This is a genomic window from Paraburkholderia caballeronis (genome assembly GCF_900104845.1).
GTDB classification, from domain to species: domain Bacteria; phylum Pseudomonadota; class Gammaproteobacteria; order Burkholderiales; family Burkholderiaceae; genus Paraburkholderia; species Paraburkholderia caballeronis.
On record NZ_FNSR01000003.1, the window covers coordinates 560,339 to 586,348 of the forward strand.

24 protein-coding genes are annotated in these 26,010 nt (G+C 67.3%); 15 read left to right on the top strand and 9 right to left on the bottom strand.

What is annotated here, in order from left to right; all coding sequences use genetic code 11:
- Positions 1 to 6 precede the first annotated feature (6 nt).
- The 4 genes from BLV92_RS29230 to BLV92_RS29245 all read right to left on the bottom strand — a co-directional run bounded on the left by BLV92_RS29230 (position 7) and on the right by BLV92_RS29245 (position 4,757).
- The gene (locus tag BLV92_RS29230) at positions 7 to 1,173 is read right to left on the bottom strand and encodes a branched-chain amino acid ABC transporter substrate-binding protein (RefSeq protein WP_244283970.1); all 1,167 of its coding nucleotides are present in this window, start codon (positions 1,171 to 1,173) and stop codon (positions 7 to 9) included.
- 330 nt (positions 1,174 to 1,503) lie between these two features.
- On the bottom strand, positions 1,504 to 2,601 hold the full coding sequence (locus BLV92_RS29235) for an acyltransferase family protein (RefSeq protein ID WP_090552436.1): 1,098 nt from the start codon (positions 2,599 to 2,601) through the stop codon (positions 1,504 to 1,506).
- Between the two features lie 84 nt (positions 2,602 to 2,685).
- Positions 2,686 to 4,044, bottom strand: coding sequence for an amidase (locus BLV92_RS29240; protein WP_167627159.1), 1,359 nt, complete (start codon positions 4,042 to 4,044; stop codon positions 2,686 to 2,688).
- 5 nt (positions 4,045 to 4,049) lie between these two features.
- A complete protein-coding gene (locus BLV92_RS29245) occupies positions 4,050 to 4,757 on the bottom strand; it encodes a DUF2848 domain-containing protein (RefSeq protein WP_090552437.1) in 708 nt (235 codons plus the stop codon).
- A gap of 190 nt (positions 4,758 to 4,947) precedes the next feature.
- Here BLV92_RS29245 and BLV92_RS29250 point away from each other — a divergent pair, with 190 nt between their 5' ends.
- The gene (locus BLV92_RS29250; RefSeq protein ID WP_090552440.1) at positions 4,948 to 5,892 is read left to right on the top strand and encodes a LysR family transcriptional regulator; all 945 of its coding nucleotides are present in this window, start codon (positions 4,948 to 4,950) and stop codon (positions 5,890 to 5,892) included.
- Positions 5,893 to 5,932: 40 nt separating this feature from the next.
- Positions 5,933 to 6,478 (top strand): ureidoglycolate lyase, encoded by a 546-nt coding sequence (locus BLV92_RS29255; RefSeq protein WP_090552441.1) that lies wholly within the window; start codon positions 5,933 to 5,935, stop codon positions 6,476 to 6,478.
- A 50-nt stretch (positions 6,479 to 6,528) separates the two neighbouring features.
- Here BLV92_RS29255 and BLV92_RS29260 read toward each other — a convergent pair whose 3' ends face one another.
- The 5 genes from BLV92_RS29260 to BLV92_RS29280 form a co-directional block, all read right to left on the bottom strand.
- Positions 6,529 to 7,308, bottom strand: coding sequence for a YkgJ family cysteine cluster protein (locus tag BLV92_RS29260; protein ID WP_090552444.1), 780 nt, complete (start codon positions 7,306 to 7,308; stop codon positions 6,529 to 6,531).
- A gap of 168 nt (positions 7,309 to 7,476) precedes the next feature.
- Positions 7,477 to 8,130, bottom strand: a complete 654-nt coding sequence (locus tag BLV92_RS29265; protein WP_090552445.1) for an EF-hand domain-containing protein — start codon at positions 8,128 to 8,130, stop codon at positions 7,477 to 7,479.
- 286 nt (positions 8,131 to 8,416) lie between these two features.
- On the bottom strand, positions 8,417 to 9,493 hold the full coding sequence (hemH, locus tag BLV92_RS29270) for a ferrochelatase (RefSeq protein ID WP_090552448.1): 1,077 nt from the start codon (positions 9,491 to 9,493) through the stop codon (positions 8,417 to 8,419).
- A 227-nt stretch (positions 9,494 to 9,720) separates the two neighbouring features.
- Positions 9,721 to 10,440, bottom strand: a complete 720-nt coding sequence (locus tag BLV92_RS29275; RefSeq protein ID WP_167627160.1) for a cation efflux transmembrane domain-containing protein — start codon at positions 10,438 to 10,440, stop codon at positions 9,721 to 9,723.
- Between the two features lie 223 nt (positions 10,441 to 10,663).
- Complete coding sequence (locus BLV92_RS29280) at positions 10,664 to 11,467, bottom strand: SDR family NAD(P)-dependent oxidoreductase (protein WP_090552452.1); 804 nt, start codon at positions 11,465 to 11,467, stop codon at positions 10,664 to 10,666.
- A gap of 114 nt (positions 11,468 to 11,581) precedes the next feature.
- Between BLV92_RS29280 and BLV92_RS29285 the strand changes: the two genes are divergently transcribed.
- From BLV92_RS29285 to BLV92_RS29345, 13 genes are all read left to right on the top strand, one after another.
- Positions 11,582 to 12,520, top strand: a complete 939-nt coding sequence (locus BLV92_RS29285) for a GlxA family transcriptional regulator (RefSeq protein WP_090553153.1) — start codon at positions 11,582 to 11,584, stop codon at positions 12,518 to 12,520.
- A 124-nt stretch (positions 12,521 to 12,644) separates the two neighbouring features.
- A complete protein-coding gene (locus tag BLV92_RS29290) occupies positions 12,645 to 13,742 on the top strand; it encodes an acyltransferase family protein (RefSeq protein WP_167627161.1) in 1,098 nt (365 codons plus the stop codon).
- A gap of 303 nt (positions 13,743 to 14,045) precedes the next feature.
- A complete protein-coding gene (locus BLV92_RS29295) occupies positions 14,046 to 15,188 on the top strand; it encodes a CoA transferase (RefSeq protein ID WP_166676921.1) in 1,143 nt (380 codons plus the stop codon).
- 22 nt (positions 15,189 to 15,210) lie between these two features.
- Complete coding sequence (locus BLV92_RS29300; RefSeq protein WP_090552460.1) at positions 15,211 to 16,428, top strand: CaiB/BaiF CoA transferase family protein; 1,218 nt, start codon at positions 15,211 to 15,213, stop codon at positions 16,426 to 16,428.
- Positions 16,425 to 17,609 (top strand): thiolase family protein, encoded by a 1,185-nt coding sequence (locus BLV92_RS32985; RefSeq protein ID WP_090552463.1) that lies wholly within the window; start codon positions 16,425 to 16,427, stop codon positions 17,607 to 17,609. Before BLV92_RS29300 ends, BLV92_RS32985 begins: the two co-directional genes overlap by 4 nt.
- 9 nt (positions 17,610 to 17,618) lie before the next feature.
- Positions 17,619 to 18,053 carry a Zn-ribbon domain-containing OB-fold protein gene (locus BLV92_RS29310; RefSeq protein ID WP_243843898.1) on the top strand — a complete coding sequence of 145 codons (435 nt, stop codon included), beginning with the start codon at positions 17,619 to 17,621 and terminating at the stop codon, positions 18,051 to 18,053.
- Between the two features lie 229 nt (positions 18,054 to 18,282).
- On the top strand, positions 18,283 to 18,930 hold the full coding sequence (locus BLV92_RS29315; RefSeq protein WP_090552465.1) for a GntR family transcriptional regulator: 648 nt from the start codon (positions 18,283 to 18,285) through the stop codon (positions 18,928 to 18,930).
- 46 nt (positions 18,931 to 18,976) lie between these two features.
- Positions 18,977 to 19,753 (top strand): SDR family oxidoreductase, encoded by a 777-nt coding sequence (locus tag BLV92_RS29320; RefSeq protein WP_090552467.1) that lies wholly within the window; start codon positions 18,977 to 18,979, stop codon positions 19,751 to 19,753.
- A gap of 238 nt (positions 19,754 to 19,991) precedes the next feature.
- Positions 19,992 to 21,299: an MFS transporter gene (locus BLV92_RS29325; RefSeq protein ID WP_243843897.1), complete on the top strand. Its 1,308-nt coding sequence runs from the start codon at positions 19,992 to 19,994 to the stop codon at positions 21,297 to 21,299.
- 1 nt (position 21,300) lies between these two features.
- The gene (locus BLV92_RS29330; protein ID WP_090552469.1) at positions 21,301 to 22,347 is read left to right on the top strand and encodes an amidohydrolase family protein; all 1,047 of its coding nucleotides are present in this window, start codon (positions 21,301 to 21,303) and stop codon (positions 22,345 to 22,347) included.
- A gap of 125 nt (positions 22,348 to 22,472) precedes the next feature.
- A complete protein-coding gene (locus tag BLV92_RS29335) occupies positions 22,473 to 23,522 on the top strand; it encodes a porin (RefSeq protein WP_090552472.1) in 1,050 nt (349 codons plus the stop codon).
- 186 nt (positions 23,523 to 23,708) lie between these two features.
- Positions 23,709 to 24,608 carry an MBL fold metallo-hydrolase gene (locus BLV92_RS29340; protein ID WP_090553157.1) on the top strand — a complete coding sequence of 300 codons (900 nt, stop codon included), beginning with the start codon at positions 23,709 to 23,711 and terminating at the stop codon, positions 24,606 to 24,608.
- Between the two features lie 166 nt (positions 24,609 to 24,774).
- Positions 24,775 to 25,950 (top strand): ABC transporter substrate-binding protein, encoded by a 1,176-nt coding sequence (locus BLV92_RS29345; protein ID WP_090552474.1) that lies wholly within the window; start codon positions 24,775 to 24,777, stop codon positions 25,948 to 25,950.
- The last annotated feature ends 60 nt before the right edge of the window (positions 25,951 to 26,010 follow it).

The following is a 26,010-nucleotide window of genomic DNA, read 5'->3' on the forward strand; positions in this document are numbered from 1 at the left end:
GCCGCGTCACATCTGGATCACGTCCGCGACCGTCTTGGTGCGATTCTTGAACCGGTAGATCGTGATCGCCGCGTCCTTCAGGTCGCCGTGCGCGTCGAACGCGATGCGGCCGATCACGCCGTCGTACTGCGTGCCGGGCATCGCGGCGACGATCCGGCTGCGGTCCGTCGAATTGGCCCGCCTCATCGCGTCGTACAGCACGTACACCGCGTCGTAGGCGAACGGCGCATACGAGTCGATCGGCATCTTGTAACGATCGACGTAGTGTTTTTCGAACTCCGCGCCGCGCGGCATTTTCGACAGCGCGAGCCCCGCTTCCGAGCACACGATGTTGCCGATCGCGTCGCCGGCCAGATCGATCATCTTCGTCGTGCACGCGCCGTCGCCGCCGAGAATGCGGGTGGCGATGCCGAGATTCGCGGCCTGCTTCGCGAGCGGTCCCGCCGTCGCATCCGAGCCGCCGTACATGATCGCGTCCGGGCGCAGTCCCTTGATCTTCGTGAGAATCGCGCGGAAGTCGGTCGCCTTGTCGTTCGTCGCCTCGCGCGCGATCACCGTGCCGCCGCCCGCCTGCACCGCCTTCGCGAACTGGTCCGCGAGCCCCTGGCCGTACGCGGTCGCATCGTCGATCACCGCGATCCGCTTCGCGTGCAGCGTGCCGAGCGCGTAGCGCGCGAGCGCCGGCCCCTGCAGCGCGTCGGTCGCGACGACGCGGTACGTCGTCTTGAAGCCTTGCAGCGTGAACGCGGGGTTCGTCGAACCCTGCGAGACCTGCACGACGTTCGCGTCGCTGTACACGCGCGCGGCCGGAATCGACACGCCCGAGTTGATGTCGCCGACGACCGCGACGACGCCGTCGTCAACGAGCCGCTGCGCGACCTGCGTGCCGGTGCGCGGGTCGGCGGCGTCGTCCTGCGAATCGAGCCTGAACTGCACCGGCTTGCCGTCGATCACCGGATGCTGGCTGTTGATCTCGTCGATCGCGAGGCGCGCGGCGTTCTCGCTGTCCTTGCCCATGTTCGCGAGCGGGCCGGTGAGCGGCGCCGCATGGCCGATCAGGACGACGGAAGGATCGGCGGCGAGCGCGGACGTGGCGCTAGCGGCGAGCGCGCAGTACGCGGCGGCCGCGACGCAGACGCTGGTCGGGCGGAGCGGACGGGGAGGATGCTTCACGGGCAGACCTCTTTTCGATGATGGCGGAAGAAAGCGAAAAGGCCGGGAAAAAGCGGGGTAAAACGCGGGGTGGAGCGCGATCACGCCGGCCGGAACCGTTCGCATCGCAGGGAGCGCGATGCGGATGAAAACCAGTATTCGGCCGCCGATATTCGGCGTCCAACGACTAATTCTGTTCGGCGGCGATAAGAAAACGTTATTGGCTGTTCCGGTGTCGAGCCTTGTGTCGCAACGGTTTTCCGCCCTTGCATGGCTCATGCAAACACGTGGAGGTTTTCTTTTTTCTGGCCGTTCTTTCGCGGCGGCGTGTTTTTTCTTCCCGGAAGGGCGTCAATTGCCGGCGGCAGACTGCGTCGTGGGCGTGCGGCTTCGACGCGTGGCGAGTGCCGCGTAAAGCGCGTTCAGCGCGTTGCGTGCGTACGGCACGTAGTACCGCTCCAGCAGCCATACGAGTATCGCCACGCCCGCAACGAAGGCGAACGCCGCAGCAGCAGTGTGTCGAGGCGGCGCGGGCAAGAAGTTCCATAACAACGCCAGTGGCGAATGAATGATGTACACGCCGTAGGACAGCCGGCCGCCTGCCAGAAACGCGGTACGCACAACGCCGTGCGGCTCGACATGCGCGGCTGCGAAGATCAATGCGGGAACCGCGATCCCGACGACGGCGAGCGGATAGACAGACGGCGGAACGAACGACGGCTTCGAGAGCAGGAGCGCAGGTACGACAAGCACAGGCAGGAGCGCGAGCGCGTTGCTGCGGAAATGGCTGCCGCGAGTGTGTCGTTCGAGAAATATCCCGATGGAAAACGATAGCGCCGCGCGCGCCGCGCGCGCCGGGCCGACGGTGATGGACGGCCATTCCCATCCGCCGTCCAGGTTTCCGGCGTGGTGCGCGTACAGACCGACCTCGACTGCGGCCAGCACGAATAGCAGGGCGAGACCCATGCGGGAGCGTCGGCATGCGAGCGCCGCATAGACGGCATTGACAACAAGCTCCGATGCCAGCGACCACGCAGGCAAATCAAGCGGGAAAACGCGCGGATGAAGCGGCGACGGCAGATACAGGAAGCCGGCGAGCGCGGTGACGAGGCCGGCTCCCATCGCGACAGACGACATGCCGTGCGTGAGCAGCGCCGTCAGCGTCGGCACGAGCCCGAGCAAAAGCCCCAGCGCATACAGCGGATAGAACCGTATCGCCCTGCCGGCGATGAATCGGCCGGGCGTCAGCGCACCGCTGACCAGCCGGTCTCGATAGGTCCGCGCGATCACGAATCCGCTCAGGCAAAAGAACAGATCGACGGCGAGATAGACGTTGGTGAGCGCCGGCAGCCACGAAAACAGCTTCGGGGCATGCAGGGTTACGACCAGCACCGCCGCGACGGCCCGGATGCCGTCGAGCGTGGCAAATCGTTCTGTTGTTTTAGTCATTGCCGCCCCGTCATGTGCCGGCGGTCAATCCATGAGATCCGTCGACGTTCATTATTCGATTTGGGACGTATCTTGCCACATGGATCAGCCCAGCCCCCGCAACAGCGCCTCGACACTGCGCCCGATCGACAGCACCCGCGCGTCGTCGAGCGCGAGCCGGCATACCGACAGCCCGACCGGCAGTTCGCCGTCACGATGGCACGGCACGCTGATCGCGCAGCCGTCGATGAAGTTGACGACCGCCGTATTGCGCAGCGCCTTCGCGTTCAACGCGAAAAAACGTGCGTCGTCGCGCTCGACGTCCACGATCAATGGCGGCGCGATCGCGACGGTCGGCATCAGCCACGCGTCGAACTTCGCGAGCCTCATGCGCGCGGCGTGCGCGAGCCGCCGCCGCGCGGCGAGCAGATCGAGGTAGTCGGCCGCGCTGCGCTGCTCGCCGGTCTTGAGCCGCTGGAGCACGCGCGGGTCGTAATCGGCCGCCGCGCGCGCGACGTGCGGACGATGCCACGCCCACGCCTCGGCCGCGGTGATGCCCGCGAGCGGCGTGTCGCGCGCGGTGTCGGCCAGTTCGGGGAACGCGAAGTATTCGATCGTCGCGCCCGCGTCGCGCAGCAGGCCCAGCGCGCGTTCGAACGCGACGCGGACCGTTGCGTCGAGATCGTCGCCGACGTAGTCCGGCGTCACGCCGAAGCGCAGGCCGTCGAGCGGACGCGCGGCGCTGTCGAGCGTCGCGCCGGACACGATCGCGTCGATCAGCGCGCAGCAATCGACGCTGCGTGCGATCGGGCCGACCGTGTCGAACGACGTCGCGAGCGGCAGCACGCCGTCGAGCGGCACGCGGCGCGCGGTCGGCTTGAAGCCGACGAGGCCGCAGAACGCGGCCGGAATCCGCAGCGAGCCGCCGGTGTCGGTGCCGAGCGCGCCCGCGACGTGGCCGAGCGCGACCGACACCGCTGCGCCCGAACTCGACCCGCCCGCGAGCCGCGCGGGATCGAGCGGATTGGCCGGCGTGCCGTAGTGCGGGTTCGTGCCGAGGCCGGAGAACGCGAACTCGCTCATGTTGGTGCGCGCGGCGAGCACCGCGCCGGCTTCGCGCAGCCGCGCGATCGCGACGCCGTCGCGCGGCGCGGCGGCCGCTTCGCGCAGCACGCGCGAGCCGGCGGTCGTCGTCTGGCCTTTCACGTCGAACAGGTCCTTGATCGACAGCGGCACACCGGCCAGCGGCGACGGCGCGTAGCCGCGCGCGCGCAGGCTGTCGCTCGTCGCCGCCGCGTGGCGCGCGGCGGCGGGATCGGCTGCGGTGTAGGTCGCACGGCGCTGGGCGAGGTCGTCGTCGATTGCCGCGATGCCAGCTTCGGTCAGCGCGGCCGACGTCGTGTCGCCGCGCGCGAGCGCGTCGCCCGTCGCGCGGATCGTAGGGATCGTGTGGATCGTGCGCATCGCCGTCATGCCTCGTGCGCGAGCGCATCGACCGCGTAGCGATGGCGCAGGCTGCGCGCGAGCACCGGGTCGTGCAGTTCGAGTTCGTACGCGGCGGCCGGCGTCAGCGCGCCGAGCACCGGCTGCGTGCCGCAGAAGAGGGCGGTGCCGGCGGGCATCACCGCGCCGCCGAAGCCTCGCGCGATCAGTTCGGCCGGCGGCAGCAGCCGCGCGAGGGTGCCTTCCTGATACAGCGCGCGAGTGCCGTCCGCGTCGATGCGCCAGCTGCGCGCGACGAGCGCGTCCCAGTGGCCGGCGACGTCGTCGTAGCGCCACAGCGTGCGGCCGAGCGGCTTCGCGCAGACCTGCTTCGACACGGTCACGTCGTATGCCTCGACATGACGGTCGGTATGGTCGGAGCCGATGCCGACCACGAGTCCGTCCGACGCGGTCTGCACGAGCACGACCTCGACTTCGCCGGACGACTGCGCGCCGACCGTCTCGATCCGCGCGCCGGTCGTCAGCAGCGCGGCCGCGAGCGGATAGAAGCACGGCACCGACGCGGGCCGGCGCACGCCGATCGCTTCGAGTTCACGGATGTGATGCTCGACGTCGTCGCGGTCGCGGCCGGCCCAGCCGGCGATCACGAGGCGCTCGACCGCCAGTTCGCATGGCGCCGTGTTCGCGCTGCTGCCGGGTGCCGCCACGCGCTCGATTTCGCACTTCAGTTTCATTGTCGCCTGTCCTCGTATGCTGTTTCGAAGCGCCGTTCGCAGCGCCGCGCTGGCAAGTCTTCGCGCGTGGCCCGGTTCTGTCCAACAAATAAATGTTGACGGCGCCGCGCAGTTTTTCTTGTCACCGGGGTTTTCCGGCGGCGGTACACTGGGTCCGTTTTCCGCTTTCCACGAGCAGGCCGACTGCGCAATGAATGTCCGTTTTCTCGAAACGTTCGTGTGGCTCGCCAGGCTGCGCAGCTTCCGCCTGACCGCGGAGCGTCTGCACGCGACGCAGGCCGCGATTTCGAGCCGCATTTCCGCGCTCGAACAGGAACTCGGCGTGCGGCTCTTCGAGCGCGGGCCGCGCGAAGTCACGCTGACGCAGGACGGCAGCAAGGCACTGCCGTTCGCCGAGCAGATGCTGAAGCTGAACCAGACGATGCTCGCGAGCGTCGGCGACCGCTCGAAGATCGCGGGGCTGCTGCGCGTCGGCGCGATCGAGTCGGTCGTGCATACCTGGCTGCCCGAACTGATCAAGCGGATTCGCGACGAATACCCGAAGCTCGCGCTCGAACTGACGAGCGACACGTCCGCGAATCTCGCGGTGCTGCTCGCGAACGGGCAGATCGACGTCGCGTTGCAGACGACGCCGGTGGCGGGCGCGGACGCGTCGAACGTGCCGCTCGGCAGCCTGCCGATGTGCTGGATGGCGAGCCCCGCGCTGAACCTCGCCGGGCAGACGCTGACGGAGGCGGAACTCGCCGCGTATCCGATCCTGAGTTTTCCGCGCCATTCGCCGCCGCACGCGTTCCTGAGCGGACTGTTCGCGGCGAGCGGCGAGATCGACGCGCAGATCAACTGCCTGTCGTCGGTCGCGGCGATCATCCGGCTCGTCGTCGACGGCTTCGGCATCGCGGTGCTGCCCGCCGCGTTCGTGATGCGCGAACTCGAAGCGGGCCAGTTGCACCTGCTGAAGGTCGAGCATCGCGTGCCCGCGCTGCCGCTCGTTGCGGCGTACCGGCGCACGCCGGACAGCCTGCTGCCGGAGTCGATCACGCGGCTCGCGCTTGCCGTGATGCTCGACTTCAGCCTCGTGCACGGGCCGGCGTTTTCACAGGTTCCTTCGACCGACGATCGCGCGCCGCACGCGTGAGCGCGTTCATGCCGTTTTTTCCACGTTCAACGGACTCTTCATGCCGACTGCTTTTCCGCTTCCCGTCGAACCGCTCGACATGGACCGCTGCGCGCCTTATGGCTGGATGCTCGGCAAGCCGGTGTCGAGGTGCGACGACGGGCCTGCGTTTACGAGCCCGGCGTCGGACTTCTGGCGCGAGCATCTGTTCGACACCGGCGCGCCCGGCGAAACCGAAGTGCTGTGGGTCGTCTATCGCAGCGACGACGCGACGGTCGCGTCGCTGGAGCGCCATCATCTGACGCAGCAGGCGATCGTGCCGCTGACCGCGCCGGTCGTGCACGTCGTCGCGACGTCGAGGGACGACGGCTCGCCGGACCTCGCGACGCTGCGCGCATTCGGGATTGCGCCGGGGCAGGGGCTCTGCATGCGCGCGAAGACGTGGCACGCGACGCGCGTGCGCGGCGGCGAAGCGACCTGCCTGATGTTGACGCGCCCGTCCACGACGATCGATCTCGTCGTGCATCTGAAGACCGGCGCGCCGGCGTGCGAGAGCGTGTTGCAGCCGATCGGCGCGCGCCGGCTCGAATGGGCAATCGAGGCGTGAAGGCGGCCTAGCGCCGGGTGCTTATGCACAGGGCGCTGGGCCGTTCAGCGTCAGTCCGCGGGAAAGAAGTTCAGATACGAGCCGTCGAACGCGGCCGTATCGCCGGCCGGCACGCACGGCGCGCCGATCGACGTGAGCGTGTCGAGCGTCGCGCGCCGGTTCGATACGAACGACCAGGGCGCGGCGACGGTGTGCGGTTGCGGCGTCGAGGCCGCATCGCGAACCGCGTTCAGCGCGGCGAGCAGGCGGTCGCGGTCCGGCGAATGGATCGCGAAGCCTTCGTTCGCGAGCGACGCGGTGTGGCAGCCGAGCAGCGCGCATAAATGCTGTTTCGCAGCGACGTCGCGCACGGCGTTGCTGCGCGCGACGTCGATCAGCGCGGCCGTTTCCGCATCGACCAGCCGTCCGCCGTCGATGAACACCGGTTGATCGGCCGTCCACGCGTCGGGCGGACAACTCTTGCTGGCCGGATCGAGTTCGACGAACGGATTCACTTCGGCCGGATAGATCCGGCACACGTTCGGCCGCGTTTCGTATGCGCCGCAACGCTGGTCGGCCTGCAGGTTCGGACACGGGCCATTGAACGATGCGACCAGCGTGACCACCACCCGCACCGGCAGCGCGCCGCTCGTCGCGACGAACGAACGCTCGCGCCGGTAGTGCGCCTGCCGGTCGTCGGCGGGCGGCTCTTCGGGCCATGGAATCGCTTCGCAGAACAGTTCGACCCGGCCGCTGTGCGTGAGCCAGCGGATCGCCTCGTCGATGCTCAACGGCAGGCGCAGGTCGCGGCAGCAGTTGCCGCAGAGGGTGCAGGAGAAGTGGGTGGCCATGGCGGTGTCGGGCGCGGTTCCTCTTGACGGGGCTTCACGCGGGGAATCTTCGTCGTCGTGTGGGCATGGCGGGCGGCTGCGCGGCGATGCCGCGCGCGGGACCCGCTTCGAAGGCGACAGTTATACCCGGTTCCGCCGGACCCTGCACGTCCGTCGTTCCCGCGCCTTTCAGGAAGCCTGCTTTGGCGCTTTCTCGGCTTCGACCAGCGCGGTTTCGAGCTTCACGAATTCCTGCTCGTCGACGGCGCCGTCCTGGTTCTGGTCCATCACGGTCAGCAGCGCGCTGCCGGCCGCGCTCGACGGATCGCGCGTGTTCGCGAGCGCGTCCAGCAACTCGCTGTGGGACACCGAATCGCTCGCGTCGCTGTCCAGTTGCTGGAACAGCGCATCCGCCTGGTCCGTCGTGCCGCCGAAGTTCGCGATGACCTTCTCGAAGTCCTGTTCGGAGATCTGGCCGATTGGCGTGCCGTCCGGCGCGGTCGGGTAGTGCGGAATCGCGGACGCGAGCGCCTGGCCGAACTTCTGCCAGTCCTCGGGCGTTTTCAGCGACGACACGGGCGGCAGGCCGAGATCCGCAATGCTTCCCTGCTCGACCGTGATGCCGTGCGACGCGAGCGTCGCGAGCGCCTGCGCGTTCGCGCTGAGCGTGACCGTCGCCGACGGTTCGGGCGCGGCGGCGGGCGTCGCGGGCGCCGCCGCGCCCGGGGCGCTGTTCGAGACGGCGGCGCTGTCGTTTGCGTTCGGGGTGTTGCGCGCCGCCTGGTTCTGCGCGTTGGCGTCGCTGGTGTTATAGCCGCCGGCGTTGATGCTGGAGATCGACATTCGTGCTCCCGTGATGGACGGACGCGCGATGCGGCGCGAAGCGGGGACGAAAACACGTTCGATGGCCGCTGGCGCGAATCGGCTTCCGGCGCAAGCGCGGAATCGCGCTGCGTCAGCCCGGGTTTACGGCGATCGACGAACGGACTTTAGCGGCCGGCGCGTTCGATGCCCGCCGGAACGGCGCATGACGGACCGTTCGTAGAAACAGGCATCGAATCGCGAGAATCAGGCATGGTCAACCGGTGCGGTCTTCTGCTAACGCCACGGCGCTGCGCTGCGGCGAGCCTCACGCGATTGCTTCGGCTTCGCGCGCGGCGGTCTCGTCCGCGCGGCCGCGATGCCATCCGTTCAGCTTGTCGAGCGCGAGTTCGCCGAGCGTATCGACGAACGACGGCGACGCGTTCAGGCAGTCGATCCGGTGAAACGCATGGCCGCCGTATTGCTGGAACACGTCGCGCCCTTCGATGCCGATCTCCTCGATCGTCTCGATGCAGTCGGCGGTGAAGCCGGGGCAGAACACGTCCACGCGCCCGACGCCGGCTGCGCCCAGTTGCGCGAGCGCGCCGTCGGTCGCCGGGCCGACCCATTCGTCGCGGCCGAAACGCGACTGGAACGTCACACGGTAGTGGTCTTTGGCGAGGCTCAGCGCGTCGCCGATCAGCGCGGCCGTTTCGAGGCATTGCCGGTAATACGGATCGCCCTGTTCGACGGTCTTCGCCGGCACGCCGTGGAAACTCAGCAGCAGCCGGTCGCCCGCGTCGAAGTCCGGATAACCGTTCTGCTCCCAGTGATGGCGGATCTGCCCGACCGCGGCCTCGATGTAGCGCGCGTCCGCGTGATAGTGCTTGATGAACGCGATCTCCGGCTGGTTGCGGACCGACGCGAGCGCGGCGGCCACCTTGTCGAACGCGGTCGCGGTCGTCGACGCCGCGTATTGCGGATACATCGGCAGGATCACGATGCGCTCGATGCCGCGCGCGACGAGGTCGTCGATCGCCATGCCGATCGACGGCGTGCCGTAGCGCATCGCGAACGCGACCTCGACGCGCATGCCGCGCCGCGCGAACCACGCGCGCAGCGCATCGGTCTGTTCTTCGGTGTACACGCGCAGCGGCGAGCCGTTCGGCAGCCAGATCGACTCGTAGCGGCGCGCGGACGCGTGGCTGCGCCACGGCAGCACGAAGCCGCGCAGGATCGGCTGCCACAGCCATTGCGGCATCTCGACCACGCGCGGGTCGGACAGGAATTCGGCGAGATAGCGGCGCACGTCGCGCGGCGTCGGCGCGTCCGGCGTGCCGAGATTGATCAGCAGCACGGCGGTATCGCAGGGGCGTTCAACAGCGGGCACGGAGTCGGGGCGCATGGCGGTTCGCGTCGGACCCCGGCGCCGATCCGATGCCGCCGATGCAGCGGCAATCTCAGCGGCAATCGCGATGGGGCGAGGATCCGGTTCGTTGTGACGATGCGCCTATCGTGAGCGCATGACACGGCCGTGTCCAAGACTCATTTCAAACCGCTGCGATAAACAAGGGCTATGGAATGGCGATGCGCCTCGCGAGCGGGGGACAGCGAAGCGGCGCGGCCAGCGCATCATCTTGCGGGCGGACGTTCGAGCAGCCAGTTCGAGAACCGCGCGTAGCGATGATTGAGCGGCGCGCACAGGTTGCGCAGGACACGATAACCGTGCCGCAGCGGCTGGCTCAACTGCATCAGACCGACGCCGAGGATCATCGCGCCGATGACCGCGCTGGCGGTCCGGTCGACGGCCGGCCAGCCGGCGAGCGTGCCGGCGGTGCCGATCGCGGCGACGCCGGCCGAGATCGAATCCACGCACGCGTGCCATGCGCCGGCCTTCAACGCGTTCGTGCTGTCCGCGTTGCCGCCGGCGCTCGCGGCGCGCATCGCCGCCGCGTTCATCCCGTAGTAGAGCCCGGCCTTCACCGCGATCGCGGCGAACGCCATCGCGAACGTGACGATGCGGATCGGGCCTTGAACGATGTCGTCCGCGGCGGACGCCGACGAGAACCCCTTCATCAGAAACTCGATGCCGGTCACGACGATCAGCACGCTGACGAGCGCGGACGCGGCCGGGACCAGCTTGCCGATGTGCGGACCCGTGCGGCGATGCGCGAGCCACACGGACAGCGCGATCACCGAATCGACGACGACGTCCACGAGGCTGTGGATGCCGTCCGCGACCATCGCTTGCGCACCGGCGGTTCGCCCGACACCCAACTGGAGCGCCATCAGCGACAGGTTGACGAGCACCGCGACACAGGCGGCTCGCGTGGGAGTTCGTGTTATTTGCACTCGCGCGAATGATGCCGTAGGGATTTGAGGTGCTACGGTAGCGAGCGCGCATTGCAGGCTGGTGACAATGCGGGTGGCAGTCGTTGGGCAGTCATCGGGCCGGCGTCGCGAAGGCGGGTTCGCGAGCGTGGGGCGCGGGGCGTCCCGCCGGCGTGCCGCGCGTCGCCGCGCCGGCCCGACACGCACATCATCGAGCCGGCGCGGCGTGTACGTTCGCGTCCGGTCAGGCGGCAACCCCATAACGCGCCGCCGGCTTCGTATGCGACAGGTTCGGCCCGAGTGCCGCGCGCGCCGCTTCGAACGCGTTCCAGTCGGCCGCATCCGGCAGCGACGGCAGCGTCGCGAATTCGCCCTGGTCGAGGCCGGCCAGCGCCGCGTCGACGAGGTCGTCGACGGTCATCACGATCTGCTGCGGCAGGTTCTCGACCGGATGGCCGAGCACGTCCCAGAACTCCGTCCGTATCGCGCCCGGCAGCACGGCCTGCACGCGCACGCCCTTCGACGCCAGCTCGTGACGCAGCGACTGGCTGAACGCGAGCACGAACGCCTTCGTGCCGCCGTACACCCCGTTCAGGATCTCCGGCGCGACCGCGACGATCGACGCGATGTTCACGATGGTGCCGCCGCCGCGCGCGACGAAGCGCGGCGCGGCCGCGTAGGTGAGCCGCGTGAGCGCGGTGACGTTGAGCGTGACCATTGCTTCCATCGCGTCGACATCCGCGTCCAGCAGCGGCGCGGCCGAGCCGAAACCCGCGTTGTTCACGAGCATCGTCAGGCCCGCGTCGACGCGGATCAACTGCTCGACGCGGCGCAGGTCGTCGGGCGCGGCGAGGTCGGCGACGACGGTCCGCACCGGGCGGCCCGTCTGCGCGGTCAGCCGCGCGGCGAGGCGGTCGAGCTTGTCCTGGCTGCGGGCGACCAGCACGAGGTCGTAACCGCGGCGGGCGAGGCGGTCGGCATAAACAGCCCCGATTCCGGTCGAGGCGCCCGTGATCAATGCGGTTCCGAGGGGGGCGGCGGCATTCATTGCATTCTCCTGAGAAGGCCCGTGGCGGGCCGGTGAGCATGGAAGCCAGCTTAAGCGTAGAATCGGCCGTCTCAAATGTCGTAAATCCGTCGTTTCAGGACGCAGGGGCAAATGATGCTACGTGTCGGGATCGTGCTGTATCCGGGGTTTCAGGTGATCAATCTGGCGGTCGTGTCGGTGTTCGAGTTCGCGAACACGACGACGCCGGAGCCGCTCTACGAATGCGTGCTGCTGTCGGAGCACGGCGGCCCGGTCGAGGCGTCGGCCGGCGTCGAGGTGAAGACGCAGGCGTTCGGCGGCGACGCGTTCGACACGGTGCTCGTCGTCGGCGACAACGACGCGGTCGATGCGTCGCCGGGCGTGATCGCGTTCCTGCGGGCGTCGGCGCAGCGGTCGAGGCGCATCGGCGCGACCTGCACCGGCGCGTTCCATCTCGCGCAGGCGGGTCTGCTGGCCGGCCGGCGGGTCGCGACGCACTGGTTCCATGCGGCGGGCTTCCGGCGCATGTTCCCGGAGGCGAAGCTCGAAGAGGACAGCATCTTCGTGCACGACGCGGGCGTGTGGACGTCGGCCGGCGCGAGCGCGTGCATCGATCTCGCGCTGGCGTTCGTCGAGGACGACGCGGGCATCGACATCGCGCGCCTCGTCGCGAAGAAGCTGGTGGTCTATCACCGCCGCACCGGCGGGCAGTCGCAGCATTCGGCGCTGCTCGAAATCCTGCCGCGCTCGGACCGCATCCAGAAGGCGCTGACGTATGCGAAGCGCCATCTGCACACCGATCTGTCCGTCGAGGATCTGGCGAACGCGGTGCATCTGAGTCCGCGCCAGTTCAGCCGCGCGTTTCGCGAGGAGACCGGACAGACGCCGGCGAAGGCGATCGAGCATCTGCGCACGGAGACCGCGCGGCTGATGCTCGAATCGGGCCGCCATCCGATCGAGACGATCGCGCGCGATACCGGCTTCGGCGATCCGGACCGGATGCGGCGCGCGTTTCTGCGCGCGTATGGGCAGCCGCCGCAGGTGATACGGCGGTCTGCGCGGGCGGGGGCGTAGCCGGGAGCGATGGGCCGCAAGGAACGAGGCGGACAGGCGGAGGCGCGGCTCGATGACGTTGGTCGATTAGAATGTCGCTCGCGAGCGGGGGTTCTCGCGAGACAAATCCAGACCAATGAAAAATATGACACGCTCCGACCGGATGGGGCATCAGGCCAATTTCGATGCGCTCCGATTGCTGTTCGCCGCGCTCGTGATTTTTGCGCATAGTTTCAATCTGCTGGGGTTTGCTGATCCTCTGGAGTCGGCAGTTCATCGGATCGGATTCGGCGCACTGGCCGTCGCCGGGTTCTTTCTGATCAGCGGTTATCTCATCACGCAAAGCTGGATCGCCGATCCTTCCATCGGACGCTTTCTGGCCCGCAGGGCATTGCGTATCTACCCGGCGTTCGTCGTGGCGTCGCTCGTTTCGGTGTTCATCGTCGGGCCGCTCGGTTCGGACCCGGCGCGCTACTTCCACACACTCGACGGCAGACGGTTTCTGGTAGAACTGCTGACGCTGCGCGATCCGCGTACTCCTCCGGTTTTCGCGGGAACCGCGGCGCCGTTCGTCAATGGCTCGATGTGGACGATTTCGTTCGAGTTTCGCTGCTATCTGCTGGCGATGGTTTGCGGGTTGATCGGACTATTCAGATGGAAACCCGCGCTTGCCGTGCTCGTGTCCACTCTGGTTGCATTCGTCGGATGGCCGCATGCGATGATCGATCCGGCGGTGACCCAGCATGCCCTGTTCGGAATCAAGGCCATCCGGATTTCCGGCAACATGATGTGGTTTGCGTCGCTGTTCCTCGTTGGAGCCGGCTATTGCGTGTTGAGAGCGCATGTTCGCTATCGCATGGCCGGCTGGCTGCTCGCGGCAGTGCTGCTGTATCTGTCGTTCCTGTTCTCCGATTTTCTGCGAGTCGGCATTCTGCTCGCCGGGTCCTATTTCATATTTGCGATCGCATCGGCGCGATCGATTGCGCCTGTCGGCTGGCTGGGCAAGGTCGATCTGTCGTATGGGATGTATCTCTACGGTTTTCCCGTGCAGAAGCTGCTGAGCTGGTATTTACCCGGTATCGGACCATGGGTTCTGTGCAGCGTAACCTTGCCGGTATGCGCGTTGCTCGCGTGGCTGAGCTGGCGGCTCATCGAACAGCCTGCGCTGAAATTGAAGCCCCGCAAGAGGCGTTCGGCTTCGTTTCCCGAACTGGAACCGCATTCGACGATATCCGCACAGTGACGCTGCGCAGTTCGTTTTGTTTTGACCTTGCAAGGTATGCCTGTATCGTCCCGTAGCTCGTCAGTCGCCGGTTGACACGCGGTGTTCGGCTCTTGCTAGCCGACGCCAGGGTTCTTCCTGGCTGGCGCGGAATCTGTTCGAAGCTGGGCGCACGAATCTGAGCGATCGGCTGCGGCTTGCCGCGTCCATCTTTTCCCCCTGTCTTTCACCGACATAACACGCCATTCGCGCGTCCATCCCCATCGCTTGCGCACGCACAAAATATAATTTATATTTTGTGCGTGCAAAGTACAGGGAGGAGCAGTGAACAGTCCATTTGAGGGTGTCCAGATACTGGACCTGACGTGGGATCTTGGCCGTTATGTGGGACGGCTGTTTGGGGATCTGGGTGCGCAGGTGACGCGCATCGAGCCGCCGGGCGGCCTGCCGGACCGTCGCGCGGCCACCGCCGCGGACGCGACGCAGCGCGAGCCGGCGATCTACGAATTCGAATTCCTGAACGCGGGCAAGGACAGCCTGACGCTCGATCTCGCATCGGCCGAAGGGCGGGCTGCGTTCGCGTCGCTCGCGCACGACGCGAAGGTGATCCTGCTCGAACGCGGCGGCCCGCTGTACGACGAACTCGCATGGGTGAAGCAGCAGGCGCCGTCGGCGGTGGTGACGTCGGTGTCGCCGTTCGGCCGCAGCGGCCCGTGGGCGGATGCGCCGGCGAACGACCTGACGTTGCAGGCGGCGGGCGGCATCGCGTGGCTGTCGGGCCGCGTGAGCGATGCGCCGCTGCGGCTGCCGGGCGTGCAGGCGACGATGATTACCGGCGCCTATGCGGCGACGGCGACGTCGCTCGCGCTGTACGACACGCTGGCGAGCGGACGCGGCCACGAAGTGGACGTGTCGGCGCAGGAGTGCATCGCGCATTCGCTGCAGAACTCGATCCAGATGTGGGACTTCGAGAAGAAGGTGTCGATGCGCGGCGGGGAAGGCACACGCGACGCGAGCGAGGACATGTTCGCGTGCCGCGACGGCTTGATCTTCCTGGCGGCGCCGCGTTCGCTCGGGGTGTCGTGGAATGCGCTGGTCGCATGGATCGTGGAGACGGGCCACGCGGCGGGCGACGAGCTGACGAAGGAACGCTGGTCGGACCGCGTATGGCGGCTGACGGGCGAGGCGAAGCGGATCTTCCGTGAGACGCTGGAGTCGTTCACGCGGCAGTACACGCAGGAGGAACTGACGCAGGAGGCGCTGAAGCGGAGGATCGTGATGGGTCCGGTGGCGAAGGTGTCGGACGTGCTGGAGGACCCGCAACTGAAGCATCGTGCGTACTTCGAACGGCTGGAACTGAACGTGGCGGGCGTGCCGGTGCGGTTCCCGGGCGCGCCTTACCGGATGTCCGAGCCGGTGTGGAAGCTGAAGCCCGCCGCGAGCGCCGAAGAGCCGCAACCGGCCTGACTCAACAAAAAGGGGAGACTCCATGAAGCCTGATTTTCTGAAGGGCATCCGCTTTACCGATCTGACGTGGGCCGGCGCAGGTCCGTTCGGCACGAAGGTGTTCTCCGACTTCGGCGCGGAAGTGCTGAAGATCGAGAGCACGACGCGGCTCGATTCGGTGCGCACCGCCGGCCCGTACAAGGACGGCGTGTTCGGCCTGAACCGCAGCGGCTACTTCGCGTCGCGCAACACCGGCAAGAAGAGCCTGTCGCTGAATCTCAAGACCGAAGAAGGCAAGCGCATCGTGCGCGAGCTGGTCGCGCAGTCGGACGTCGTGTCGAACAACTTCGGCCCCGGCGCGATGGACCGCTTCGGCTTCAGCTACGACGCGCTGCGCGAAATCAAGCCGGACATCATCTATCTGTCGATGCCGATGTACGGCCAGGACGGCCCGCGCGCGGACCTGCTCGGCGTCGGCATGACGATCAGCGCGGTCACCAGCATCATGTGGCAGACCGCGTATGGTCCCGACGATCCCGTCGGCCCCGGCACGCACTATCCGGATCACGCGGCGAATCCGTATCACGCGGCGTTCGCGGTGCTCGCCGCGCTCGCGCACCGGCGCAAGACCGGCCGCGGCATGAAGATCGATCTGTCGCAGGTCGAATCGACGATCAACTTCGTCGGTCCGTCGATCGTCGAGGCGAGCGCGACCGGCCGCGAGCCGCCGCAGATCGGCAACCGCAGCCGCAGCCATGCGCCGCACAACATCTTCCGCGCGCGCGGCGACGACGCGTGGGTCGCGATCGCCGTGACGGACGACGCGCAATGGCGCGCGCTCGCGGCGATCATCGGCCGGCCCGACCTCGCCGCCGACGCATCGCTCGCGACCGCGGCCGGCCGCCTTGCCGCGCTCGATCGCATCGAGCCGGCGGTCGCCGACTGGAGCGCGACGCAGACACCCGACGACATCGTGAACGCGCTGCGCGCGCAGAACATCGCGGTGGCCGAGGTCGCGCATTCGCGCCGGCTGATCGAAGCCGATCCGCAGCTCGCGCACCGCGACTACTGGCAGCACGTGCAGCACCCGGAAATCGGCGCGGTGCTGCTCAATTCGCCGCCGTATCTGATCGACGGCGAACGGGTCGAACTCGAACGCCCGCCGCTGCTCGGCGAGCACACGCGCGAGGTGCTCGGACGCCTGCTCGGCATGTCGGCGAAGCAACTGGACGAACTGAACGATCAAGGAGTGTTCTCGTGAGCGAGTGGAAGGCAGCAAGCCCGTCGAAGGCGTTGCGCCGGGCGGCGGCGGTGGTCGGCGTCGGCAATTCGGACTGGGTCGGCGACTGGAAGCGCGTGCGCAACGGCGAAAAGCCGACGGACAGCTACGGTTATGGCGCGATTGCGTTTCGCGAGGCGCTGGCCGACGCGGGGATCGACAAGAGCGAAATCGACGGGCTGATCGTCGGGCCGACGACCGCGTACGAGCGGATGTCCGAAGTGCTCGGCATCGATCCGCGCTGGGGCGACCAGGCGGACGCGGTGCTGTCGGTCGCGCAGGCGGTGACGGCGGTGCAGGCCGGCCTCGCGGAAACGATCGCGCTCGTGTACGGCAACGACCAGCGTTCCGCGCAGATCCAGTACGGCGGCCCGCAGGCAATGGGCGGCGACGCGTTCCTGTCGTACGTGTATCACTCGCCGTGGGGGCTCACGTCGCAGGGCGCGCTGTATGCGCTGACGTTCCGCGCCTACTGCGAGGCGCGCGGCTTCGATCCGCTCGATCTCGGGCACGTCGCGGTCGCGCAGCGCGCATGGTCGTCGATGAACCCGAACGCGGTGATGCGCAAGACGATCACGCTCGACGAGTATCGCGAGTCGCGCTACATCTGCGAGCCGCTGCGCCTGTACGACTACTGCATGATCAACGACGGCGGCGTCGCGCTGATCGTGACGACCGCCGAGCGCGCGGCGCGCTTCAAGAAGCCGCCGGTGTACATCGAGGCGCTCGGCCGGCGCGACCTGAATCGCGGCGCGACGAGCCTCGAACCGCGGCTCACCGACTTCTATCTGTCCGCGCAGCAGGACTGCGCGCGCCAGGCGTACGAGATGGCGGGATTCGGCCCGCAGGACATGGACCTGTTCCAGGTGTACGACAGCTTCTCCGTGCACGTGCCGCTCGCGCTCGAAGGCTACGGCTACTGCGAGGTCGGCGAGGCCGGCCGTTTCCTGCGCGAAGCAGGGATCGGGCCGGGCGGCAAGCTGCCGACCAACACCGGCGGCGGCCACCTGTCCGAAAGCTACATGCAGGGCTGGGCGCACCAGCTCGAATGCGTGCGCCAGCTGCGCGGCGAATGCGGCGAGCGCCAGGTGCCGGACTGCCGCCATGCTCACTACACGTCGGACGTGGCCGGCAAGGCCGTTTCGATCATCTATAGCCGATAGGAATTCAACATGACTGAAACACGAGCCGAAGCGCCGCGCACGCCGCAGCCGGTGATGGGTCTGTACGACACGATGATGTGGCAGACCATTCGCGACGGCGCATTGCAGTTGCAGCACTGCGAGTCGTGCGGCACGACGCTTTATCCGCCCGCGCCGGTCTGCCCGCACTGTCTGTCGGACAAGCTCGAATGGCGCGCGGTGTCAGGGCGCGGCACGGTGCTGTCGTGGGTCGTTTTCCACAAGAGCTACCTCGACGCGTACCCCGCGCCGTACAACGTGATCGCGGTGCGTCTCGACGAAGGCGCGGTGATCGTGTCGAACCTCGAACCGCCGCTGCCGGACGCCGGCAGCTGGATCGGCAGGAAGGTGAAGATGATCTACAAGACGATGCCCGACGGCCTGGTGCTGCCGAAGTTCGTGCTCGACACGGACGGCGGCGCATAAGCTGGCGCGCTCGCCAGCGTGGCGCATGGTTTACCCCCATTGAAACGGTTCATCGAACCCCGGAGGCCAGCCGGTCGGACGGCCATATATTTTATTCCCCGTACAATGTCGTGCTCGCCGGGGCGGTGGTTTCGTCCCGGCGGACTGGACATCGTGCTCCGGCCCACGCCGCCAGCGACTGGCGGCGCGGCGCGCGAGTGGAATGCAGGCTGGAAATTCTGGGGTTCATATGGTGTTTCGGACGAAGCTGGATCAGGTGGCCGAGCGGCTGCGCGAGCGGATCATCTCGGGCGAGTACCAGCGTGGGGAGAAGCTGAAGCAGGCGGAGATCGCCGAGGAGTTCGGCGTCTCGATCACGCCGGTGCGCGAGGCGCTGAAAGCGCTGGAAATGGAAGGGTTCGTGCTCAGCATCCCGCACAAGGGGCTGGTCGTGCCGGAGATCGACCTGAAGAGCGTGCGCGAGATTTTCGAACTGCGCGTGCTGCTGGAGCGCCAGTTGACCGAGCGGGCGCTCGCGAAGATCACGGAGGCGGAGATCGCCGAGTTGCGGGCGATCCACCGCGAGCTGACCACGCTGACGAAGTCGCGCGAGCCGTACCCGGTGCGCGCGGCGAACGTGCGCTTTCACTTCCGCATTTACGAAATCGCCGATTGCCCGCAGACGTTGCAGTTCGTCCGCGTGTTATGGGCGAAGTATCCGTTCAACTTCCACGACGATCAGGCTGCGCGCTTCCGGCAACTGCTGATCGAGCACGGCGAGATCGTGCGGCGCCTCGAAACCGGCGACCGCGCGGGCGCGCTCGCGGCGATGGTCGAGCATATCGAGGCGGGCTGGCACCGGGTCGAGAACAACGTCACGGAGCCGGCCGGCGATTAGCGCGGCCGCGGCGGGAAGCTGGACCTTTCTTTCTACCCACGTTCAGATGACCCCTTCCCGTCTTTCTTCCTCGCCCGCCGACGCGGGCGTTCGCCGCACGCTGATCGTCACCGGCGGTTCGCGCGGCATCGGCGCGGCGGTTGCCCAGGGCGCTGCCCGGCGCGGCTATCGCGTCTGCGTGAACTACCTGAGCGACGCGCATACCGCGCAGCGCGTCGTCGATGAAATCGTTTCTTCCGGCGGCGACGCGTTCGCATGGCAGGCGAACACCGCGGACGAAACCGCCATCGCCGCGATGTTCGGCGAGACCGCGCGGCGCTACGGCCCGGTCACGGACCTCGTGAACAACGCGGGCGTCAGCGGCGGATCGACCCGCGTCGCCGATCTCGACGTCGCGGTGCTGAACCAGACCTTCGCCGTCAACGTGATCGGCTATTTCCTGTGCTGCCGCGAGGCCGTGCGGCGCATGTCCACGCAGCGCGGCGGCGCGGGCGGCCGGATCGTGAACGTGTCGTCGGTCGCGGCCACCAACGGATCGGCCGGGCGGCGCGTGCATTACGCGGCGTCGAAAGGCGCGATCAACTCGATGACGGTCGGACTCGCGCACGAGGTCGCGCGCGAGGGCATCCGCGTGAACGCGGTGTCGCCCGGCCTCGTGTTCACCGACTTCAACGAGCCCGGCCGCGTCGAGCGGCTTCAGGACGACGTGCCGATCGGGCGCGGCGCATCGCCGGACGAGATCGCGGACGCGATCCTGTGGATGCTGGGCGACGAGGCCGGCTACGTGCTCGGCACGAATCTCATCGTCTCCGGCGGCCGGTAGGCGCGCGGCACACGCCCGCGACCGCGCCTGTCCGGCGCGGGCACGCCGGCTGTCTGCTTCGGATCGCGAATATTCTCCCCGTGGCAAGACGCGGGCACGATTTCCAGACGACTCAGTGCAAACCCTGGATCGGGGCGAACGCCTGTTGTTCGGTGCAAAAATATAAATTATATTCTCATAAGGTTTTACGAAATCGGTCGCCGGCCGGGATGCCCGGCGACCTCATAAGGAGACAAATGTGCGCTGGAAATCTCGCTACTGGGTGTATCTGATGCTGTTCGCGCTGGCCGCGATCAATTATCTGGATCGGGTCGCGCTGTCGGTATCGGCGGGCCGCATCCAGACGGCGCTCGACATCGACAAGGTGCAGCTCGGTTATCTGTTCTCGTCGTTCCTGTGGGGTTATACGCTGTGCCTGATCCCGATCGGCCTGCTCGTCGACCGCTTCGGCTCGCGCACGGTGACGGCGGCCAGCATGGCGCTGTGGTCGGCGGCGACGGCGCTGACCGGCGCGGCCGTGTCGATGGGCGGCATCATCGCGGCGCGCGTCGTGATGGGAATCGGCGAATCGAGCTGCTACCCGGCGGCGTCGCGGATCATCCGCGAATGGGTGCCGAGCGGCGAGCGCGGCACGGCGATGACGCTGTTCAACTCGGGCGCGTACTTCGGTCCGGCGCTCGGCGCGGTCGGTCTGTCGTGGCTCGTGTCGGTGCTCGACTGGCGCTGGTCGTTCGTGATCTGCGGCGTGATCGGCTTCGTGTGGCTCGGACTGTGGCTCGCGTTCTTCCGCCAGCCGGAGCATACGACGTGGCTGTCCACCGAGGAGCGCGACACGATCCGCCGCGAGCGCGAGACCTCGTCGCAGTCGGAGGCCGCGGCGGCGAACCCGGTCGGCCTCGGCCGCCTGATCGCGAGCCGCACGATGTGGGGGCTCATGCTCACGCAGGGCGCCGGCGCGTACACGCAATACCTGTTCCTCACGTGGCTGCCGAACTACCTGCAGGCAGAGCGCGGGATGACGCTGCTGAAGAGCGGCACCGTGATGGCGCTGCCGTACCTCGGCTCGATCGTCGTGTCGGTTGCGCTCGGCATGTTCAGCGACCGCCTGCTGACCGCGCGCGCGGTGGAAGCGGGCCGCCGGCGGCTCGTGCTCGGCGCGGTCGTGCTCGGCGGCGCGGTGATCCTGTTCGTGCCCTGGGTCACGAGCATCGAGGCGATCCTGCTGCTGATCACGGTGGCGCTCGGCAGCGTCGCGACCGGCAACGCGCTGAACATCACGCTGCTCGGCGACCTGCTGCGCTCGAAGGCGGACCTCGGCCGCGCGACGGGGCTGCTGCTGATCGGCGGCAACGTGTTCGGTTTTCTCGCGCCGATCGTCACCGGTTATGTCGTGCAGGCGACCGGGAGGTTCGATACCGCCTTCGCGGCGGCGGGCGGCCTGCTCGTAATGGGCGCGCTGTCGTCGTGGTTCCTGACCCGTTCGCCGATCGGCGAGCGGACCGGCGTGACGCTGCGTGGCGACATGACCGAACAGATCGAGGGTTGAGATGAGCACGACTGCTACCGAACAGAAACACGCGGTTCCGCACATTCCGGTGCGGCCCGAATGGCTCGCGCAGCGCGCCGAGGCCGCGCTGGAGCCGGGATTGCCGATCATCGACGCGCACCACCATCTGTGGGAGTTCCCGGATAAGCGCTACCGCACGCGCGATCTGCTCGACGACCTCGCGAGCGGCCACAACATTCGCGCGACGGTGTTCGTCGAATGCAAGACGCACTACGACACGGACGCGCCGGTCGAACTGGCGTCGGCGGGGGAGATGCGCTTCGCGCTGGCCGAAGCGCGCGAAGCGAAGGCATTGGGCGCGACCGCCGACGTCGGCGCGGCGTTCGTCGGCAACGCGGACCTGTTGCGCGGCGACGCGGTCGGGCCGGTGCTCGATCACCTGATCGAAGCATCGGAAGGGCGGCTGCGCAGCATCCGCAACATCGCGGTGTGGCACGCGGACCCGGACGTGCGTCCGTCCGCGGCGACGCCGCCGGCGCGGCTGCTGCTCGACCCGGCGTTCCGCGCGGGCGTCGCGCAGCTCGCGCCGCGCAAGCTCGCGTTCGACGCATGGCTGATCCACACGCAACTGCCGGAACTGTGCGGCCTCGCGGAAGCGGCCAGCGATACGCCGATCGTGCTGAACCACATCGGCGGCCCGCTCGCGCTCGGCCGTTATCGCGGGCAGCGCGACGCGGTGTTCGCCGCGTGGCGCGACGACATCCGGCGGGTCGCGCAGTATCCGAACGTACATGTGAAGCTCGGCGGCTTCGGCATGCCGCTGTTCGGCTTCGGCTTCGAAAAAACCGCTTTGCCGCCCGACTCGGCGAGCGTCGCCGACGCCATCCGTCCGTACGTCGAGACCTGCATCGACGCTTTCGGCGCGGCGCGCTGCATGTTCGAAAGCAACTTCCCGGTGGACAAGGGCAGCTTCGGATACGGCATCGCATGGAACGCGTTCAAGCGGGTGAGCGCCGGTCTGCCCGACGCCGACCGGGCTGCGCTGTTCCACGATACCGCGGCCCGCTTTTACCGGATCACCGGATAGAGCCGTACCCGCTTTAGCTCCAGACGAATCCTGACTCCTGCGCGCCGCGCCATCCGGCGGCGCGTGGGGAAGCTCGCGCCTGTCGGGTGCATCGGCATTTCATAACAATAAGGAATACTACGAACATGGTAAGGAAGGAGATTTGTGCGCTTGCGTGCCTGGGCGCGCTGTCCGGGACGGCAATGGCGCAGTCGAGCGTCACGCTGTACGGCATCGTCGATACGACGCTGCGTTATACGAGCCACGCCGACGCGTCGGGCGGCTCGCGCTTCCAGATGGCCGACGGCCTCGTGACCGGCGACCGCATCGGCTTTCGCGGCGTCGAGGATCTCGGCGGTGGCAACAAGGCGATCTTCACGCTGGAGAACGGTTTCTCGCCGGCGAACGGCACGCTGTTGCAGGGCAGCCGCGAATTCGGCCGCCAGGCGTTTGTCGGCCTGTCCGGGCAGTGGGGCACGTTGACGATGGGTCGCCAATACACGGTGACGCACGAGATGATCGCGAGCCACGACGTGTTCGCGCTCGCGAACTACGCACCGGACGGCATCGTCGGCGGCAACTATTCTGGCGCGCGGCTCGACAACACCGTCAAGTATCGCGGTGCCTACGGGCCGTTCTATTTCAGCGCGGCGTTTTCGTTCGGCAACGTGCCGGGCGACTTCCATTCCGGGTCGTCGCCGGCGGTCGGCATTGGTTACGGGTCGGGTCCGTGGAACTTCAGCGTGACCTACCAGGTGATGAACGACGTGACGACCGCGTTCTACGGGTTGCCGATCGACCCGAGCCAGCAGAAGGTGTGGTCGGCGACCGGCACCTATACGTTCAGCAACTCGCAACTGTATTTCGGGTATGTCGGCAGCCGCATCGACGTGGCCGACTATCGCGACGACACCGGCTATCTGGCGGTGAACCAGCAGGTGTTCCCGTGGCTGCACTTCATCGCGGCGGGCTGGTTCGACCACATGCGCCATGCGGACCAGAGCGGCAACCGCTGGACCGGCACGCTGATGCTCGATTACCTGTTGAGCAAGCGCACCGACGTGTACGTCGAGGCCGACTATACGAAGCTGTCCGGCGTGTGGACGAGCACCGCGGCGCAGCCGCAATTCCAGACACCGTTCTTCGGTTATAGCTCGCAGGTCGGCGCGAATATCGGGCTGCGCCATACGTTCTGACACGCAGCCAGCAAGAACCGGAAAGCCGCCGGATTTCTTGGCGGCTTTTTTACTGTCCGAAGCCGGGGAACAGCCGCATGAGGTACGATAAAGAATGCAAAATATAAAAAATATAGACAGCACGATAGGCGAATATATAATGCACCCATGCCGCCCGACCCGATCGGAAAGATTCAGGAGACAGATGTGAAAGTGCAAAGAATCGGCAACACTGAAATCCGCAAGGTCGATGAAATCAGCCGCATGCCGCTCGAAGCGCGCTGGCTGTTTCCGTCGATCGACGAAGCGTTCGTCGAGGCGAACCGACACTGGCTCGGCGACAACCTCGTCGAACCCGGCTCGACCCGGCTCTACATGAGCTTCCACAGCTACGTGATCCGCACCCGCCATCACACGATTCTCGTGGACGCGTGCAACGGCAATCACAAGCAGCGTCCGTCGATGCCGGCGTGGAACGATCTGAACACGCCGTACCTCGCGAATCTCGCCGCGATCGGCGTGCGTCCCGAAGAGATCGACATCGTGCTGTGCACGCATCTGCACGCGGACCACGTCGGCTGGAACACGCGGCTCGAAAACGGCCGCTGGGTGCCGACCTTCCCGAACGCGCGGTATCTGATGGCGCGCGTCGAGTTCGACTATCTGCTCAGGCAGCATCGCGAGCATCCGGAAACGCCGGTCAATCGCGGGTCGTTCGAGGACAGCGTGCTGCCGGTCGTCGAGCACGGCCGCGCGGACATGGTCGAACTCGATCACGTGGTCGAGCGCGAACTCGGCGACGGCGTGTGGCTGTCTCCCGCCTGCGGCCATACGCCGGGGCACGTGTTCGTGAACGTCGGCGAACACGGCCGCGAGCGCGCGGTGTTCACCGGCGACGTGATTCATCACGCGGTGCAATTCGCGGACCCGTCGCTCTCGAATCTCGCGGACTTCGACAAGCAGCAGGCGCACGACACGCGTCTGAACCTGATGCGCCGTTACGCGGACACCGACACGCTGTTGATGACCGGGCATTTCCCGTCGCCGACGGCGGGGCGCATCGTGAGCCACGGCGATCTGTTCCGTTTCGCGTTCGACAGCGAATAACGCTTCGAACACGTTTCAATCGGCGCGCAAGAGCGCATCGACGGCGCCGCGAAGCCGCGGCGCCTCGTCGTTCGCAGCAGCGATCCGGGAACGGCGCGTGCCCGGTCGCGACGCAACCCCGGCTTGCCGCACGACGGCAGCTGGACAATTCCAAAGGAGACACCGTATGCGCAGTAAGACGCTGAAGACCATCGCAATCCGTGCGCTGTGCGCGGCCGCCCTGAGCGGCGCCGCGTTGGTCGCGCAGGCCCAGGAGACGATGAAGGTCGGCGTGATCGCGTCGCTTTCGGGCGGCGGTACCGCGTGGGGCCTCGGGCTCCAGCGCGGCGTGCAGATCGCGATCGACCAGCTTAACGCGGCCGGCGGGCTGAAGCTCGGCGGCAAGACGTACCGGCTCGAACTGATCGCCTACGACGACCAGTACAACGCGGCGCAGGCGAAAACGGCCGCCGACCGGCTCGTGAACCGCGATCAGGTGAAGGTGATCTTCGGCCCGGTCGGATCGCCGGGCGCGCTCGGCTCGCTGCCGGTCACGCAGCCCGCGAAGGTGCTGCAGTTCGTCGACGGCTACGCGCCGCAGATTCTGCGCAACCAGTGGAAGGGCGCCTACGTATTCCGGATCAACAACAGCACGCAGGAGTTCTCCGGGCCGATCGTGCAGTGGCTGCACAAGTACGCGCCGAACGCGAAGAAGATCGGCATGATCGCGCCGAACGACGCGACCGGCCAGTCCGGCGTGCCGATTCTCACCGACGCGTACAAGAAAAACGGCTTCGACGTGTGGACCGATTCGTACGAGCGCGGCACGAAGGAGTTCACGCCGCTGCTGCTGCGCATGATGGCGCAGAACGTCGACGTGTTCGACCTGAACGCAAACGCGCCGGGCGAAGCAGGCCTGCTCGTGAAGCAGGCGCGGCAGGTCGGCTACAAGGGGATCATCATCCAGTCCGGCGGCGCGGGCATCGACGAGCTGATCCAGATTGCCGGGCCGCTTGCGAACGGCATGCTGAAATACGACGTGATCGACGAATCGCTGCCGCGCGTGAAGCCGTTCGTCGACGCGTACCACCAGAAGTACACGGGCGTGATGAACGGACTCGCGCCGGTTTACTACAACGCGGCGAACATCCTGTTCGAGGCGATGCGGCGCGCGGGCACGACCGACACGACGCAGGTTCGCGACCAGCTCGAAAAGATGACCGGTTACGACGCGCCGATTTTCGGCAAGGTCGTATGGACCGGCGCGAAGGACTACGGCGTCGACCACCAGTTGCTGCACACGTTCGTCATCAAGGAAGTCGCGAACGGCAAGGCGACGGTGAAGGCGGTCATCACGCCGTAACGGCGGCGGGCGTCGCGCGGCTCGCTTGCCGGGGCCGCGCGGCATCGGTCGTTCGCAGGG

What these genes read in the sequence shown, in the direction of transcription:
- BLV92_RS29235 (WP_090552436.1), bottom strand. Translation starts at nt 2,601, where the DNA reads ATGACTAAAACAACAGAACGATTTGCCACGCTCGACGGCATCCGGGCC.
- BLV92_RS29240 (WP_167627159.1), bottom strand. Translation starts at nt 4,044, where the DNA reads ATGCGCACGATCCACACGATCCCTACGATCCGCGCGACGGGCGACGCG.
- BLV92_RS29245 (WP_090552437.1), bottom strand. Translation starts at nt 4,757, where the DNA reads ATGAAACTGAAGTGCGAAATCGAGCGCGTGGCGGCACCCGGCAGCAGC.
- BLV92_RS29250 (WP_090552440.1), top strand. Translation starts at nt 4,948, where the DNA reads ATGAATGTCCGTTTTCTCGAAACGTTCGTGTGGCTCGCCAGGCTGCGC.
- BLV92_RS29255 (WP_090552441.1), top strand. Translation starts at nt 5,933, where the DNA reads ATGCCGACTGCTTTTCCGCTTCCCGTCGAACCGCTCGACATGGACCGC.
- BLV92_RS29260 (WP_090552444.1), bottom strand. Translation starts at nt 7,308, where the DNA reads ATGGCCACCCACTTCTCCTGCACCCTCTGCGGCAACTGCTGCCGCGAC.
- BLV92_RS29265 (WP_090552445.1), bottom strand. Translation starts at nt 8,130, where the DNA reads ATGTCGATCTCCAGCATCAACGCCGGCGGCTATAACACCAGCGACGCC.
- hemH (WP_090552448.1), bottom strand. Translation starts at nt 9,493, where the DNA reads ATGCGCCCCGACTCCGTGCCCGCTGTTGAACGCCCCTGCGATACCGCC.
- BLV92_RS29280 (WP_090552452.1), bottom strand. Translation starts at nt 11,467, where the DNA reads ATGAATGCCGCCGCCCCCCTCGGAACCGCATTGATCACGGGCGCCTCG.
- BLV92_RS29285 (WP_090553153.1), top strand. Translation starts at nt 11,582, where the DNA reads ATGCTACGTGTCGGGATCGTGCTGTATCCGGGGTTTCAGGTGATCAAT.
- BLV92_RS29290 (WP_167627161.1), top strand. Translation starts at nt 12,645, where the DNA reads ATGACACGCTCCGACCGGATGGGGCATCAGGCCAATTTCGATGCGCTC.
- BLV92_RS29300 (WP_090552460.1), top strand. Translation starts at nt 15,211, where the DNA reads ATGAAGCCTGATTTTCTGAAGGGCATCCGCTTTACCGATCTGACGTGG.
- BLV92_RS29310 (WP_243843898.1), top strand. Translation starts at nt 17,619, where the DNA reads ATGACTGAAACACGAGCCGAAGCGCCGCGCACGCCGCAGCCGGTGATG.
- BLV92_RS29315 (WP_090552465.1), top strand. Translation starts at nt 18,283, where the DNA reads ATGGTGTTTCGGACGAAGCTGGATCAGGTGGCCGAGCGGCTGCGCGAG.
- BLV92_RS29320 (WP_090552467.1), top strand. Translation starts at nt 18,977, where the DNA reads ATGACCCCTTCCCGTCTTTCTTCCTCGCCCGCCGACGCGGGCGTTCGC.
- BLV92_RS29330 (WP_090552469.1), top strand. Translation starts at nt 21,301, where the DNA reads ATGAGCACGACTGCTACCGAACAGAAACACGCGGTTCCGCACATTCCG.
- BLV92_RS29335 (WP_090552472.1), top strand. Translation starts at nt 22,473, where the DNA reads ATGGTAAGGAAGGAGATTTGTGCGCTTGCGTGCCTGGGCGCGCTGTCC.
- BLV92_RS29345 (WP_090552474.1), top strand. Translation starts at nt 24,775, where the DNA reads ATGCGCAGTAAGACGCTGAAGACCATCGCAATCCGTGCGCTGTGCGCG.